The organism is Bradyrhizobium sp. ISRA464 (assembly GCF_029910095.1).
Classification (GTDB): domain Bacteria; phylum Pseudomonadota; class Alphaproteobacteria; order Rhizobiales; family Xanthobacteraceae; genus Bradyrhizobium.
The window spans coordinates 198,345-213,222 of record NZ_CP094526.1 but is presented as its reverse complement, the minus strand read 5'-3'; the positions used below and the strand labels follow the sequence as shown (position 1 = coordinate 213,222).

The window sequence follows — 14,878 nt, the reverse complement described above, 5'->3', positions numbered from 1 at the left end:
CAAAGAGTCGGCTCCTCAGTAAAAGCCAGCCCAGGGTGGCCACGGCCTGGAGATTCACCGTGTCGCGCGTAGGATTTAACCTACGTGATTCAGCCTTAAGATTCAATAACTTACTTTTATTTTAGTTAAGCTATTGATCTCTTAGACCGTTTCCGAATCGAGCGAACAAGGTTGCCGGTAGGTAAGTCGCTTACCAGTCGCACCAAGGATTGCCTTCTCGGCCCGATCCTGATCGTCCACGCCAAGCGCAACGCGGTTGCTGTAGCGGAAATCGAACTCCGCCAGATAGCGGTGCAGGTGCTTCTCAGCACAATGCTGATAGACGCCCTTCATGCCGCGCTTGAAGATGCTGTAGTAGCCCTCAACGGTGTTGGTGGTGATCACGTCAGAGCCGTAGCGGACGTATTCCTCCTGACCGTGGTTGACGGCCTGATGGCTGTCGTATTCGCGACCAACTTCCATGTAGTGGCGCGCCTCGTCCGTCATCAGCTTGCTTTCCCTGCGGATATTGGTCCGCAGGATCGGGGCAATGTCGGCAATCGACGTGCTGTCGATATGGAAGCTACGGGCCGAGCCGCCGCGCTCAACCAGCGTTAGAACGATGTTCTTATGGGCCGCGCCGCCCTTCTTGGGCTTGGGCATGCCTTTGAGACGACCGATATAGGTCTCGTCCACCTCTACGATCTTGCCGTTGCCGCCCATGGGGGCAAGCTTGCCATCGCGCATGGCTTCGCGGATGCGGTGCGCCAAAAACCACGCGCTCTTGTACTGAATTTCCAAAATGCGATGCAGCTGGTGGGCCGAAATGCCCTTCTTGCTGGACGCCATCAGGTGGACGGCCTGCAAGCACTTGTGCAGCGGGATATGGGCGGACTCGAATACCGTACCCACACGCACCGTGAACTGCTTGCGGCAACCAGCCTCGTAGCACTTCCACAGACCCAGCCTGACCTTGCCGTTCTTGCCGTTCTTGCCCTTAACGCCCTCTAGGCGCCCAGCTTTTCCGACTACGCCACAGTGAGGGCAAACCACGCCATCGGCCCAGAGAAGCTTCTCCAGATGGCGGAAGGCGCTCTTTTCATTGTGAAAGTAGGCTTTTGCAAGAACCGACATGACGCAAATCCATAGGTAGTAACTATGGACTCGATTCTACCTCCGATTCTGGGTTTGTAAAGTACATAATCGTCGTCTGACCTCAGGTTCCGCTACCCTCGATTGCGGAAGATAGGGGCAGCATGGTCCAACGCGTTTCCACCGTCGCTTTCGAGGGGATCGAGGCCCGCGCGGTCGACGTGCAGGTGCAGGTCGCACCCGGCCTGCCGGCCTTTGCCATCGTCGGCCTGCCCGACAAGGCGGTGTCGGAGGCGCGCGAGCGGGTGCGCTCGGCGCTGATCGCCTCTGGCCTGGCGCTGCCGGCGCGCCGGATCACCGTCAACCTCGCGCCCGCCGACCTGCCCAAGGAAGGCAGCCATTACGACTTACCGATCGCGCTCGGGCTGATGGCCGCGATCGGGGCGATCCCGCCGGACGTCCTCAACGGCTTCACCGTGCTTGGCGAGCTCGGGCTCGACGGCTCGATCGCGCCGGTCGCAGGCGTGCTGCCGGCCGCGATCGGCGCCAATTCGCGCGACGAGGGGTTGATCTGCCCGGCGGCCTGCGGCTCGGAGGCCGCATGGGCCAGCCCGGACATCCAGATCATCGCGGCACATTCGCTGATCCAGATCGCCAACCACTTCAAGGGCACGCAGGTTTTGTCGCGCCCGCAGCCAAGAGTGCATGAGCGCGAGGAGGCGCTGCTCGACCTGCGCGATATCAAGGGCCAGGAGAGCGCCAAGCGCGCACTCGAGATTGCTGCGGCCGGCGGGCATCACCTGCTGATGATCGGCTCGCCGGGCGCCGGCAAGTCGATGCTGGCGGCGCGGCTGCCCTCGATCCTGCCGCCGCTGTCGCCATCGGAGCTGCTCGAAGTCTCGATGATCGCCTCGGTCGCTGGCGAGATCCGCGATGGCGCGTTGACGGCGCGGCGCCCGTTCCGCAGCCCGCATCATTCCGCCAGCATGGCTGCGCTGACCGGCGGCGGCACGCGCGCCAAACCCGGCGAGATCTCGCTCGCGCATCAGGGCGTGCTGTTCCTCGACGAGCTGCCGGAGTTCGATCCGCGTGTGCTGGATTCGCTGCGCCAGCCGCTGGAGAACGGCGAGGTTGCGGTGTCGCGTGCCAATCATCGCGTCACCTATCCGGCGCGCTTCATGCTGGTTGCAGCTATGAATCCGTGCCGTTGCGGCCACGCCTATGAGCCCGGCTATTCCTGCAAGCGCGGCCGGCTCGATCGTTGCACCGCCGACTACCAGATGCGGATCTCCGGTCCGCTGATGGATCGCATCGACCTGCGGATCGAGGTGCCTGCGGTGACCGCGGCGGATCTGATTCTGCCGCCGCCATCCGAGAGATCGGCCGAGGTCGCCGCCCGCGTCGCGGCCGCACGCGACATCCAGCGCACGCGCTACGCGGCAGCCGGCATGCCACATATCCGAACCAACGCGGAGGCACCGAGCTCGCTGCTCGACACCATCGCGCAGCCTGATGCGCATGGGCAGAAGCTGCTGCGCGAGGCGGCCGAGAACATGCACCTCACGGCTCGTGGCTATCACCGCGTGTTGCGGGTGGCGCGCACGCTCGCCGACCTCGACGGCGCCGCGACGATCGGCCGGCTGCACCTCGCCGAAGCGCTGTCCTACCGCGCGCTGGCCGACGATCTTCGCCGCGCCGCCTGATGAGAGCTTTTCCGGCGAAGTGGACACCGGTTCGCGCCGAAGATCGGTCCGCGTCAACGCGGTGGTAACGAGTTTTATTTACGCTCCGCAAACCATAAGCCCCCGCGATCCGCGGCAAGCTTGGGTCGAGTGAGTAGCGTCATGTTGCGTTTCAAGGTTCTGGCCTCGGTGGTCCCCCTCGCCGTGGCCGCAGTATTTGCCCGCGCCGAGATCTTGCCGGGCCCTCGGCCCTGCATCGAAGTCGGCAGCGCCGCGCTGCAGATCGCATCGATCCCGTGGCTGGCCCAGCTTCACGTCAGCTTCACCGACGATCCCCGCCTTGCCACCGTCCGGGTCCGGATCGCCGACAGTGCCGAGGCCGCCGATTTCACCGTGATCGACGACGTCGACGACAGCGAAGCCGGCGCCTGCCAGAGCGACGCCGTGCCGCACCTGATCGCGATTTCCAGCGATCCGTCGCCGAGCGATCCGGTTATCTATCTTTCGCATGACGGGCCGTCCGACTACCGCATCTTCGTGCAGTCGAAGACCTTCTCGGCGCGCGACGCCGCAGCGCTGATCGTCAGCGCCCGCGACAACCACCGCCGTCTCGAGACGGCGTCGCTCTGATCTGGCGCGGCCCCGAATTAACCCTTCGCTAACCCTGTTCCCAGGGCAGCGCGAAACGCTCGCCGGCCTCAAGCACTTTGCAAGGTCGCCGACGCATAGTGCGCGACGGATCAAGCTATCTCAGGGCCACCATTGATGGGGCGTTTCTTCAGGATCAAGTTGCGCCTGCGTCGTTTCCTGCGGCGCCATTCCTGGATCGCGTTGATCGTCCGTTCCTTTATGATCTTCTCCGCCGCGTTCGGCGGCGCCTTCGGATTCATCACGGGCATTCTCTCGGACAAAAGCGGCTACGATCCTCATCTGTTCGCGATCGGCGTCAGCTTCCTGTTTGCGCTCGCCTGCCTCTGGATCGTCACGCTGAGCATCCGCCTGCGCTTCATGCGCAAGAAGCTGCGCACGATCGCCTTGCACAACGAAGCGATGTCCGATCGCAATTGGGAACTGCAGGAGGCCGAGCAACGCGTCAGCAACCTGTTCGAAGCCCAGGGCGACCTGATCGTGCTGCGCGACCCCGAGGGCCGCATCACCTATGCCAATGACGCCTATTGCGAGCTGGCGCAGGTCCGGCGCGACGATCTGATCGGCAGCACCGCGACGCTGAAGGTCCTCGAACAGGGCGATACCGCGCTCGAACCCAGCGGCACGCGCGTCTACGACCAAAGGATCGATGGACCGCTCGGCCCGCGCTGGATCGCCTGGCGCGAGGGTCTCGTCCGCAACGATGCCGGCGGACCGGCGGAGATGCAGAGCGTCGGCCGCGACGTCACCGATCGCACCGAGAGCGAGCGCGCGCTTGGCGAAGCGCGCGACCAGGCCGATGCCGCCAATCGGGCCAAATCGCGTTTCCTGGCGATGGCCAGCCACGAGATCCGCACGCCGCTGAACGGCATCATCGGCATGAGCGGACTGTTGATGGATACGTCGCTGACGCCGGAACAGGCGACCTATGTCAAGGCGGTCAAGACGTCGGGCGATGCGCTGCTCGCGCTGATCGAGGAGTTGCTCGACTACTCCAAGATCGAGGCCGGCAAGATCGATCTCGAGCACCGCCCCTTCGCGCTGTCCGGCCTGATCGAGGACGTCACCGAGCTGCTGGCGCCACGCACGCAGGCCAAGGGCATCGAGATCGCGGCCTATGTCGACGAGCGCCTGCCGTTGCAGGTGATTGGCGACGCTGCGCGGCTGCGGCAGGTACTGCTCAACCTCGCCGGCAATGCCATCAAGTTCACCGCAGCCGGCGGAGTTGCCCTGATCGTCGAGCCCGGCATCTTGCCGAACGAAATCAGCTTCCTGGTCCGTGACACCGGGATCGGCATCGCGCCGGAAGCCCAGCAGCGGATTTTCCGCGAGTTCGAGCAGGCCGACGAGCGCATTGCGCGCAGCTATGGCGGCACCGGCCTCGGCCTCTCCATCAGCGACCGCATCGTCAAGCGGATGGGCGGGCGAATAGCCCTCGCCAGCACGCCCGGTGCCGGCTCGACATTCGAGGTGTCGATCCCGCTTGCCGCGGCCGAGACCGGCGAGGGCAACGCCTTCGTCGCGCCCGATCTCTCGGGCCAATCGATCATGCTGGTCGCGCCGCAGAGCATCGAGGTCTCGCTGATCTCGCGGCGTCTGCAGCGCTGGGGTGCGCAGACCTGCATCGTGTCGGACGCCGAGGTGGCCGAGGCATTGTTGCCGGAGCGAAGCTGGCACGCGATCCTGATCGACCACGCACTCGGTACTGGCGCGATGGAGACGCTTGCCAATGCCGCCCGCAGCCATGCGATCCATCGTATCGTGATGTTCACCCCCGCAACGCGACAGGAATTGTTGGCATCCTCGACGCCCACCTTCACCGGCTACCTGGTCAAGCCGCTGCGTGCGTCGTCGCTCGCGGCGCGCCTGACTGCATCGCCCGAAGTCGCGGCACCGAGCCTTGCGATGGAAGCGCTCGCCGAGCCTGCGCCCGCTGCGGCTCCGGCCGCGGCCCCGGACAAGGGGTTCTCGATCCTGGTCGCCGAAGACAATGAGATCAACGCGCTATTGATGCGGTCGCTGCTCAGCCGCCTCGGCCACACCGCGGTCATCACCACGAACGGCGAACAGGCCATGGAATCGTGGCTGTCCGCAAAGTCCGCTGGCACGCCGTACGATCTCGTGCTGATGGACGTCCAGATGCCGCGCCTCAACGGCATTGAAACCACCAAGCGCATCCGCGCGCACGAAGCCGGCGAGCCCGGACGCCGGACCCCGATCCTGGCGCTCACCGCCAACACGCTGGTGGAGGACCGCTACGCCTGCTTCGAAGCCGGCATGGATGGTTTCCTGATCAAGCCGCTCGACCGCGAGAAGCTGGCAGAGGCGCTTGCGGGACTGGCCGCGTCGCGGCATCTCGCGGCGTAAGGTCGTCGCAAGCGCTCCGTCGTCCCTGCGTTTGCCCGGACGACGGCTGTCATGCGTTCGGATTAGGTGGATTGTCTACAGCCGTCGCAGCGCCACCGATTGCACCACGTGGTCGGCGCCCTTCTCGAGGATCAGCGTCGCGCGCGGCCGCGTCGGCAGGATATTGTCCTCGAGATTGGCGAGGTTGGTGCGCTCCCAGATCGCGATCGCGGTCGCCGTCGCCTCCTCGTCGGACAGCGGTGCGTAGCGGTGGAAGTAGGATCTGGGATCGGTGAACGCGGTGTCGCGCAGCGCCAGGAAACGCGTGATGTACCACTGCCGCAAGGCCGATTCGTCGGCATCGATGTAGACCGAGAAATCGAAGAAGTCGGAGACGAACGGCACCGCCTTGCCGTCACGCGGCAGCCTTCCGGTCTGCAGCACGTTGACGCCCTCGACGATCAGGATGTCGGGCTGGTCGATCTCGACCCATTTGTTCGGCACGATGTCGTAGGTCAGATGCGAATAGACCGGCGCGCGCACACGACGCCGTCCGGCCTTGATGTCGCTGAGGAATGACAGCAGCGTCGGCAGATCGTAGCTTTCCGGAAAGCCCTTCTTCTGCATGAGGCCCTGCCGCTCGAGCACGGCATTGGGATACAGGAAGCCGTCCGTCGTGATCAGATCGACCTTCGGCCGCGGCGACCAGCGCGCCAACAGCGCCTGCAGCACGCGCGCGGTGGTGGATTTGCCGACCGCGACCGAACCGGCGACGCCGATGATGTAGGGCATCTTGCGATCGCGGATGCCGAGGAACTGGCGCTGCGCATAATAGAGCCGCTGCATCGCATCGACGTAGATGGAGAGCAGCCGCGACAGCGGCAGGTAGATGTCCTCGACCTCCTGCAAGTCGAGTCGATCGTGCATCGACCGCAGGCGATCGAACTCGCCGGGCTCAAGCGTCATCGGCGTGTCGTCGCGCAGATGAGCCCATTGCTGGCGCGTGAAGATGCGGTAGGGATTGTATTGCTGATCTGGTGCCCGGATATCCATGAGACCGTTCCTCGATCAATCGCGCTTGCGCGACGCCTTCTCTTCCAGTCCGGACATCGAGGTGCGCTTCTCCAGCGCGGCCTCGACATCCTCCAGTTTCACACCACGTGACTTCAACAGAACCAGCAGGTGAAACACGAGATCCGCGCTCTCGGCGATGAGATGATCGCGATCATTCTCGATCGCGGCGATCACCGTCTCGATCGCCTCTTCGCCCAGCTTCTTGGCGCAGTGCTCCGCGCCCTTGTCGAGCAGTTTGCGGGTGTAGGACGCCTCGCCGCCGGCTGCAGCGCGGGCGTCGATGATAGCGGCCAGATCGTGGACCGTGAAACGCGACATTGACTCAACTCGACCGTGAGCACCGGCACCGTCCAGATGCCGCTCCCAAGTGCGGACTTAGCATTTTTGTGACAAGGAGTCCTAGATCATGATGCGATTGGAGCTAGTCGCATCATGATCTCATCTCTTGTTGGAGCATGACCTTTTCGGAAAACCGGTTTCCACTCTTCGGGGTCATGCGCTAGGGATCGAGACGCATCAGCAGCCCGGCGCGCACCATGTGGTCCTTGGCCTGGCGGATGGTAAATTCCCCGAAGTGGAAGATCGAAGCGGCCAGCACGCCGGTGGCGTGCCCCTCGCGGACGCCGTCGACCAAATGATCGAGGTTGCCGACGCCGCCGGACGCGATGACCGGTACGGGGACACTGTCGGCGATCGACCGGGTCAGCGGCAGGTCGAAGCCTTGCCGGGTGCCGTCCCGGTCCATCGAGGTCAGCAGGATTTCACCGGCGCCGAGGGACACGACCTCCTGCGCATATTCGATGGCGTCGATCCCGGTGGCATTACGTCCACCATGGGTGAAGATCTCCCAGCGGTCCGACCCGCCGGCGCGCTTGACCCGCTTGGCATCGATCGCGACCACGATGCACTGCTCGCCGAATTTCTCGGCCGCTTCCTTCACGAACTCACGGCGGCTGACGGCGGCCGAATTGATCGAGACCTTGTCGGCACCGGACCGCAGCAGGGTCTTGATGTCGTCGACGGTGCGCACGCCACCGCCGACGGTCAGCGGCATGAAGCAGGCCTCCGCCGTCCGCCGCACCACGTCCAGCATGATGCCGCGGTTTTCGTGGGTCGCGGTGATGTCGAGGAAAGTGAGCTCGTCGGCGCCGGCGGCGTCATAGGCGATCGCGGCCTCGACCGGATCGCCGGCATCGCGCAGGTCGACGAAATTGACGCCCTTGACCACGCGCCCGTCCTTCACGTCGAGACAGGGGATCACGCGAACCTTGAACATGGTCTTCTCCTAGGCCGCGGTTCGAGCGTTCTTGATCAGCTCAAGCGCGGCGGCTGGATCGAGCCGTCCGTCGTAGAGCGCGCGCCCGACGATGGCGCCGGCAAGCTTCCTCGCCCGCGGCTCGAGCAGCGCCTTGACGTCGTCGATCGAGGCAAAGCCGCCGGAAGCGATCACGGGAATCGAAATGCGATCGGCGAGCGCGATCGTGGCATCGAGGTTGAGCCCCTTGAGCAGGCCGTCGCGGGCGATGTCGGTGAAGATGATCGCGGCGACGCCGGCATCCTCGAAGCGCTGCGCGATCTCGAGCGCGGTCACCTGCGACGTCTCCGCCCAGCCTTCGACCGCGACCTTGCCGTCGCGTGCATCGAGGCCGACCGCCACCCGGCCGGGGAATTTCCTCGCCGCGCCCTTCACGAGCTCAGGATCGCGCACCGCCGCGGTGCCGATGATCACCCGCGTGATGCCCTTGTCGAGCCAGGCTTCGATGGTCTTGAGGTCGCGGATGCCGCCGCCGAGCTGCACCGGCATGGTGACAGCCTTCTGCATCGCTTCCACGGCGTGGGCATTCATCGGCTTGCCGGCAAAGGCGCCATCGAGATCGACGACGTGCAGGTATTCGAAGCCCTGCGCGGCGAAGCTGCGCGCCTGGGCCGCTGGATCGAGGTTGAACACGGTGGCGCGCGCCATGTCGCCCTGCTCCAGGCGCACGCACTGGCCGTTCTTCAGATCAACCGCGGGAAAGAGGATCATGCTCTGTTGCCTGCTCCCTCCCCCTTTGTGGGGGAGGGTTGGGTGGGGGGTAGCCGCGGACACGGTGCTTGTGGCTTACCCCCCTCCCGAATGCTTCGCATTCGACCTCCCCCACAAGGGGCGAGGTAACTAGAGGCGCGGCCATCACGGCTTCCACTTCAAGAAATTCGAGATCAGGGCAAGGCCGAAGCGCTGGCTCTTCTCGGGGTGAAACTGGGTGCCAATGGCGGTGTCCTTGGCGACGATCGCGGTGACCGGCCCGCCATAATCGGCGCGTGCCAGCACGTCGGCCTCGGCGGCGGCGAGGTGGTAGGAGTGCACGAAATAGGCGTGACGGCCCTTCGGCCCGAGCGGCAGCCGCTCCAGCACCGGGTGCTCGCGGACGAGGTCGAGCGTGTTCCAGCCCATGTGCGGGACCTTGAGGCTTTCATCGCGCGGCTCGATCTTGACGACGTCGCCGCCGATCCAGTTGAAGCCCTCGGTCGTGACATGCTCCTTGCCGCGCGTCGCCATCAGCTGCATGCCAACGCAGATGCCGAAGAACGGCCGCGCCTTGACCCGCACCGCCTCGGTGAGCGCTTCGAGCATGCCGTCGACCGCGTCGACGCCACGGCGGCAGTCGGCAAAGGCGCCGACGCCAGGCAGCACGATGCGATCGGCGCGATACACCGCGTCGGGATCGCGCGTCACCTTGATTGCTTGCGGATCCTCCATGCTGCGCGCGGCGCGCTCGAACGCTTTCGCCGCGGAATGCAGGTTGCCGGAGCCGTAATCGATGATTGCAACTGTCATCGCGATCCTCCTGGCTCTGGAAACAATCCGATAATGCTGCCTTGCGGCGGCGGTGGTTTTGAGAACGGCTGTCCCGGAATATTCCGGGTCGGTGGCGGCGCGCCGCGGTCGACTGACCCTTGATCGTTGACGATGCCACGATGGCGGGCGGTCCAGCGCTGGAAGAAGCGGCGCTCGGCGGTCTCCTCGTCATCGGCCACGACGATGTCGAGCTGCCGCCACTTGCCCCGTGACAAAGTCCAGCGTCGCAGGCTTGACGCCTCGAACCCCATCAGCAGCATCAGCACCAGATCGACGAAAAAGATCGCGCCGCGCCCGACGCCGAGCCTGGCCAGTCCGAAATCGATGGCAAAGCTAAGGATGATCCAGCCGACCAGCGCCAGCCATAGCCGGTTCCAGGCAAGCCAGATCACGCTCGCGACGGCGGCCCAGAAATGGAAGCCATCGCGCACGAAAGTGAACTTGTCGGTCGCCGCAAGATCGGCGCCATTAGCCACGGGGGCATGCACTGTGTAGACCGGCATCGAAATCTCCGCCGAGGATAGTCTCTTCTTTGAGCACGATCTTTCGGAAAACCTGCACCCGCTTTTCCGATCATGCTCCCGTATCAGCTGCCGAGCCGACCTTTCGTCGAGGGCACCTCGCCCTGATTGCGCGGATCGATCGCGACCGCCGTTCGCAGCGCCCTGGCCAAACCCTTGAAGCAGGATTCGGCGATATGGTGGCTGTTCTCGCCATATAGGGTCTCGACGTGCAGAGTCACGCCGGCGTTCATCGCGAACGCGTTGAACCACTCGCGCACCAGCTCGGTGTCGAACTCGCCGATCTTGTCGCGCGGGAATTCGACCCTGAACACCAGCATCGGGCGGCCGGAAATGTCGATCACGACGCGCGACAGCGTCTCGTCCATCGGCATGTGGATCGAGGCATAGCGGGTGATGCCGGCCATGTTGCCGAGCGCCTGCTTCACGGCCTGCCCGAGCGCGATGCCGACGTCTTCGGTGGTGTGGTGGTAATCGACATGGAGATCGCCATCCGCCTTCACCGTGATGTCGATGCGCGAATGCCGGGCCAAGAGGTCGAGCATATGGTCGAAGAAGCCGATCCCGGTCGAAACCGTGGATACGCCCGCTCCGTCGAGGTTGACCGTCACCTCGATGTCGGTCTCCTTGGTCTTGCGCTTGATGGTTGCCGTGCGCATGAAAATGAGCTTTCCCGTGCCGAAAACGCCGGTCTTTTAACAGGCTGATGTCACCTTCGCTACTGCGGGATGACGTCGAAATGCCCGACTTCTGGCCATGGTGACCGGAATTCCTTGCCAAATCGTCCGATTGTAACCCCCTGCCCGACCGCCTAAATCTGCGCCCAAGAGAGGTAACCTATGCAAGCATCTCCAAATGAGCCGTCCGGCTGGCATGGCACCACGATTTGCTCCGTCCGCAAGGGCGGCAAGGTGGTGATCGGCGGCGACGGGCAGGTCTCGATCGGCCAGACGGTGATCAAGGCCAATGCCAAGAAAGTCCGCCGGATCGGCAAGGGCGACGTGATCGGCGGCTTCGCCGGCGCAACGGCCGACGCTTTCACCCTGTTCGAGCGGCTCGAAAGCAAGCTGGAACAATATCCGGGCCAGTTGACCCGGGCGGCCGTGGAGCTCGCCAAGGATTGGCGCACCGACCGCTACCTGCGGCGCCTGGAGGCCATGATGATCGTCGCCGACAAGGACGTCTCCCTGGTGCTGACCGGCACCGGCGACGTGCTGGAGCCGGAGGCCGGGGTCATGGCTATCGGCTCGGGCGGCAATTATGCGCTCGCCGCGGCGCGAGCGCTCATCGACACCGACAAGGACGCCGAGACCATCGTGCGCCGCGCGCTGGATATCGCCGCCGATATCTGCGTCTACACCAACCGGAACGTGACGATCGAAACCGTGGGCGGCTGAGCGTGGCCTGCGACTACCGCTTCCGCCCGATGACGTCGGCCGACCTGCCGCAGATCAAGCGGTGGCTTGCGTTGCCGCACGTCCGGGCGTGGTGGGGCGATCCGGCCGAGCAATATGCGCTTCTCAGCGGCGACCTCGAGGAGCCGGCCATGGAGCAGTTCATCGTCTCGGCTGACGACGGCGAATTCGGCTACATCCAGTGCTATGACGTGACGGCGTGGGATTCCGGCTTCGGCGCGCAGCCAAAAGGCACGCGCGGCATCGATCTTTTCATCGGCGAGCCCGCCATGATCGAGCGCGGCCATGGCCCAGCCCTGATCCGCGCCTTTGTTGACGGACGGCTGGCGCTGGAGACGCCGCGGGTGGTGACCGACCCCGATCCGACTAACACACGCGCGGTGCGCGCCTACGAAAAGGCGGGTTTCCGCAAGATGCACATGATCGACACGCCTGACGGACCTGCGCTGCTGATGATCCGCGACAGATGACGTCGAGGTCGCAGGTCCGGAACAATGCTTGCCGATAGAGTTCTTTCAACCTAGCTAGAGCCAATGACCGACTTCTCCCCCCGTGAAATTGTTTCTGAACTTGACCGCTTCATCGTCGGCCAGACCGATGCCAAGCGTGCGGTATCGATTGCGCTTCGCAACCGCTGGCGGCGGCTGCAGCTCGACGGTTCCCTGCGCGAGGAGGTTCTGCCCAAGAACATCCTGATGATCGGGCCGACCGGCGTCGGCAAGACCGAGATCGCGCGGCGGCTCGCCAAGCTCGCGGGCGCACCGTTCCTCAAGGTCGAAGCCACCAAGTTCACCGAGGTCGGCTATGTCGGCCGCGACGTCGAGCAGATCATCCGCGACCTCGTCGAGGTGGCGATCGCGCAAACCCGCGAGCGCAAGCGCAAGGACGTCCACGCCCGCGCCCAGCTCGCCGCCGAAGAACGTGTGCTGGATGCGCTGGTGGGGCCGGCGGCGAGCGCCGGAACTCGCGAATCGTTCCGCAAAAAGCTGCGCGCCGGCGAGCTCAACGACAAGGAAATCGAGATCGAGACACAGTCATCCGGCAGCGGCATGCCGATGTTCGAGATTCCCGGCATGCCCGGCGCCCAGATGGGCGCCATCTCGCTCGGCGATATCTTCGGCAAGATGGGCGGCCGCAGCAAGACGCGCCGCTTGACCGTCGAAGGCTCGCACGAGATCCTGGTCAACGAGGAATCCGACAAGCTGCTCGACACCGACCAGCTGGTGCAGGAAGCCATCAACGCGGTCGAGAATAACGGCATCGTCTTCCTCGACGAGATCGACAAGATCTGTGTGCGCGAGAACCGCGCCGGCGGCGGCGACGTGTCGCGCGAGGGCGTGCAGCGCGACCTGCTGCCGCTGATCGAAGGCACGACCGTCTCGACCAAACACGGCGCGGTCAAGACCGACCACGTGCTGTTCATCGCCTCCGGTGCGTTCCACATCGCGAAGCCGTCGGACCTGCTGCCCGAGCTGCAGGGCCGCCTGCCGATCCGTGTCGAGCTGCAGGCGCTCACCCGCGACGACATGCGCCGGATCCTGACCGAGCCCGAGGTGTCGCTGATCAAGCAGTATGTCGCGTTGATGAAGACCGAGGGCGTGACGCTCGACATCACCGACGCTGCGATCGACGCGCTGGCCGACGTCGCGGTCGCCGTCAACTCGACGGTCGAGAACATCGGCGCGCGGCGGCTGCAGACCGTGATGGAGCGGGTGCTGGACGACATCTCCTTCACCGCGCCCGACCGCCATGGCGAGACCATCCAGGTTGATGCCGACTATGTGACGAAGCACGTCGGCGATCTCGCCAAGAACGCCGATCTAAGCCGGTTCATTCTCTGATCCGGCATCTCTCGCTCCGACGCAGGTCGGGGCCGACAACCATCGCTGCCCGCATTGAACCAAGACTCGGGCCGCTATCCCGTCTAAGAACTAAAGCGCGATGAGATTGCGTTGACTCGTCATCGCGCTTTAGCTTCTTGTTTGAGCATGATCTTTTCGGAAAACCGCTTCACACCTTGCGCTGACGCGGCCCTCCGGGTCCGGATCATGCTCTAGTTCTGGTGGTCATAGGCCCGGCCCTGGTGCGCAATTGCGCACCAGGTCGGGGCGACGTGGTGGACGATCGATGAATCTGCCGGCCTGGAAAAATCCCTGGCGCGTGATGCTTGCCGTCAATGCCGCCGTGCTGGTCGGGCTATTCTTTTACAAGATCACGCTGCGGCCCTTCGTCCCCTATATCCACCTGCTGGTCGACTATCACTACGGCTTCACCAAGCGCGCACTGATCGGCGCGATCGTCTCGCTGTTCACCGACAAGGTGCCGGTATGGCTGGTATTTGCACTGGGCGGCGCGATCTGGCTGGTGACGCTCGGCCTGTTCGTCAAGCTCTTCCGCCGCACGTTCGGGCTCGACGACGCGCATTGGCCACTGTTCGTCTTCACCGCGGGATCGCCGTTCTTCCTGAAGAACTTCATGTTCTCGCTCGGCCATTTCGACATCTATGGCTGCGCGCTGGCGATCGTGCTGTTGCTGATCCCGGCCCGCTCGATCGCCTATGTGCTGGTGGCCGCGCTGTTCTCGATCGTACTGATCTTGATCCACCACATCTTCGTGCTGATGTACGTGCCGACCATCGCTGCCATCTTGGTGCTGCGCTTCTATCTCGTGCAGGGCGTGACGTCGCGGAACGCTGTGGCGGGAGTCGCGGCGCTGGCCGCAGTCGGCATCCTCTTCCTCGCCGCGCAATTCCTCGGCACCGTCGACGTGCCCTATGACGAATTTCTCCGTCACCTGCAGAGCCGGATGGCCGACCCGTCACGAACCGACCTGCTTGAGTTCGGCTACATCTGGTACCAGCCGCTGTCGAAGGAGATCACGGACACCTGGGCGCGCATGCCCTCGAACATCCTGGGCGTCCCGGTGTTCGCGCTGCTGATCTGGCTGCACACGCCGCTCTGGCGGTATTTCGCGCGCCTGATCGACGCGCTCGCAAGCGAGCTGCACCGGCGGATCGTAATCGCCGCGATCATCATTATCAGCGCCGGCTTTTCCATCATGTTCGTGATCGTGTTCGACTACTCTCGCTGGATCTCGAACTGGGCGGTCTGCATGTTCCTGATGCTGCACGCCGTGAAGATGCTGCCGGCCTCGAAGGAGGTGCCGGTGATCCCGTCAGACGATCGCAGGACGACGACCTTCGGCTGGATCCTGACGCTGATCCCGCGCGTCGGGATCATCAGGCCGTTCTGAGCATGATCGATTCTGATTGGATCAGAACCG

Annotated in this window: 15 protein-coding genes; 7 read left to right on the top strand and 8 right to left on the bottom strand. The window is 64.3% G+C overall.

Annotated features, from left to right (window positions below; translation table 11 throughout):
- Positions 1–141: 141 nt before the first annotated feature.
- Positions 142–1,113, bottom strand: coding sequence for an IS1595 family transposase (locus tag MTX19_RS01020; RefSeq protein ID WP_280982074.1), 972 nt, complete (start codon positions 1,111–1,113; stop codon positions 142–144).
- A gap of 122 nt (positions 1,114–1,235) precedes the next feature.
- Between MTX19_RS01020 and MTX19_RS01015 the strand changes: the two genes are divergently transcribed.
- The 3 genes from MTX19_RS01015 to MTX19_RS01005 all read left to right on the top strand — a co-directional run bounded on the left by MTX19_RS01015 (position 1,236) and on the right by MTX19_RS01005 (position 5,768).
- Entirely contained in the window at positions 1,236–2,774 is a 1,539-nt protein-coding gene (locus MTX19_RS01015; RefSeq protein ID WP_280982073.1) for a YifB family Mg chelatase-like AAA ATPase, read from the top strand.
- A gap of 141 nt (positions 2,775–2,915) precedes the next feature.
- Positions 2,916–3,383 carry a hypothetical protein gene (locus MTX19_RS01010; RefSeq protein ID WP_280985794.1) on the top strand — a complete coding sequence of 156 codons (468 nt, stop codon included), beginning with the start codon at positions 2,916–2,918 and terminating at the stop codon, positions 3,381–3,383.
- Between the two features lie 135 nt (positions 3,384–3,518).
- Entirely contained in the window at positions 3,519–5,768 is a 2,250-nt protein-coding gene (locus MTX19_RS01005) for a response regulator (protein ID WP_280982072.1), read from the top strand.
- Positions 5,769–5,843: 75 nt separating this feature from the next.
- On the opposite strand, the gene coaA is transcribed toward MTX19_RS01005, so the two are convergent.
- The 7 genes from coaA to hisB all read right to left on the bottom strand — a co-directional run bounded on the left by coaA (position 5,844) and on the right by hisB (position 10,840).
- Positions 5,844–6,800 (bottom strand): type I pantothenate kinase, encoded by a 957-nt coding sequence (coaA, locus tag MTX19_RS01000; RefSeq protein WP_280982071.1) that lies wholly within the window; start codon positions 6,798–6,800, stop codon positions 5,844–5,846.
- A 15-nt stretch (positions 6,801–6,815) separates the two neighbouring features.
- Positions 6,816–7,139: a phosphoribosyl-ATP diphosphatase gene (locus MTX19_RS00995; protein ID WP_280974771.1), complete on the bottom strand. Its 324-nt coding sequence runs from the start codon at positions 7,137–7,139 to the stop codon at positions 6,816–6,818.
- Between the two features lie 181 nt (positions 7,140–7,320).
- Entirely contained in the window at positions 7,321–8,097 is a 777-nt protein-coding gene (hisF, locus tag MTX19_RS00990; RefSeq protein ID WP_280982070.1) for an imidazole glycerol phosphate synthase subunit HisF, read from the bottom strand.
- Positions 8,098–8,106: 9 nt separating this feature from the next.
- The gene (hisA, locus tag MTX19_RS00985) at positions 8,107–8,847 is read right to left on the bottom strand and encodes a 1-(5-phosphoribosyl)-5-[(5-phosphoribosylamino)methylideneamino]imidazole-4-carboxamide isomerase (RefSeq protein ID WP_280982069.1); all 741 of its coding nucleotides are present in this window, start codon (positions 8,845–8,847) and stop codon (positions 8,107–8,109) included.
- 144 nt (positions 8,848–8,991) lie between these two features.
- The gene (gene hisH / locus MTX19_RS00980; protein WP_280982068.1) at positions 8,992–9,639 is read right to left on the bottom strand and encodes an imidazole glycerol phosphate synthase subunit HisH; all 648 of its coding nucleotides are present in this window, start codon (positions 9,637–9,639) and stop codon (positions 8,992–8,994) included.
- Positions 9,636–10,163, bottom strand: a complete 528-nt coding sequence (locus MTX19_RS00975) for a DUF2628 domain-containing protein (RefSeq protein WP_280982067.1) — start codon at positions 10,161–10,163, stop codon at positions 9,636–9,638. The genes hisH and MTX19_RS00975 overlap by 4 nt, the downstream gene beginning before the upstream one ends.
- An 83-nt stretch (positions 10,164–10,246) precedes the next feature.
- Positions 10,247–10,840, bottom strand: coding sequence for an imidazoleglycerol-phosphate dehydratase HisB (hisB, locus tag MTX19_RS00970; RefSeq protein ID WP_280982066.1), 594 nt, complete (start codon positions 10,838–10,840; stop codon positions 10,247–10,249).
- A 180-nt stretch (positions 10,841–11,020) separates the two neighbouring features.
- Between hisB and hslV the strand changes: the two genes are divergently transcribed.
- The 4 genes from hslV to MTX19_RS00950 all read left to right on the top strand — a co-directional run bounded on the left by hslV (position 11,021) and on the right by MTX19_RS00950 (position 14,848).
- Positions 11,021–11,578, top strand: a complete 558-nt coding sequence (hslV, locus tag MTX19_RS00965) for an ATP-dependent protease subunit HslV (protein WP_280982065.1) — start codon at positions 11,021–11,023, stop codon at positions 11,576–11,578.
- Between the two features lie 2 nt (positions 11,579–11,580).
- Positions 11,581–12,066: a GNAT family N-acetyltransferase gene (locus MTX19_RS00960; protein ID WP_280982064.1), complete on the top strand. Its 486-nt coding sequence runs from the start codon at positions 11,581–11,583 to the stop codon at positions 12,064–12,066.
- A gap of 63 nt (positions 12,067–12,129) precedes the next feature.
- Positions 12,130–13,437: an ATP-dependent protease ATPase subunit HslU gene (gene hslU / locus MTX19_RS00955; protein ID WP_280974779.1), complete on the top strand. Its 1,308-nt coding sequence runs from the start codon at positions 12,130–12,132 to the stop codon at positions 13,435–13,437.
- A 286-nt stretch (positions 13,438–13,723) separates the two neighbouring features.
- Complete coding sequence (locus MTX19_RS00950) at positions 13,724–14,848, top strand: hypothetical protein (RefSeq protein WP_280982063.1); 1,125 nt, start codon at positions 13,724–13,726, stop codon at positions 14,846–14,848.
- The last annotated feature ends 30 nt before the right edge of the window (positions 14,849–14,878 follow it).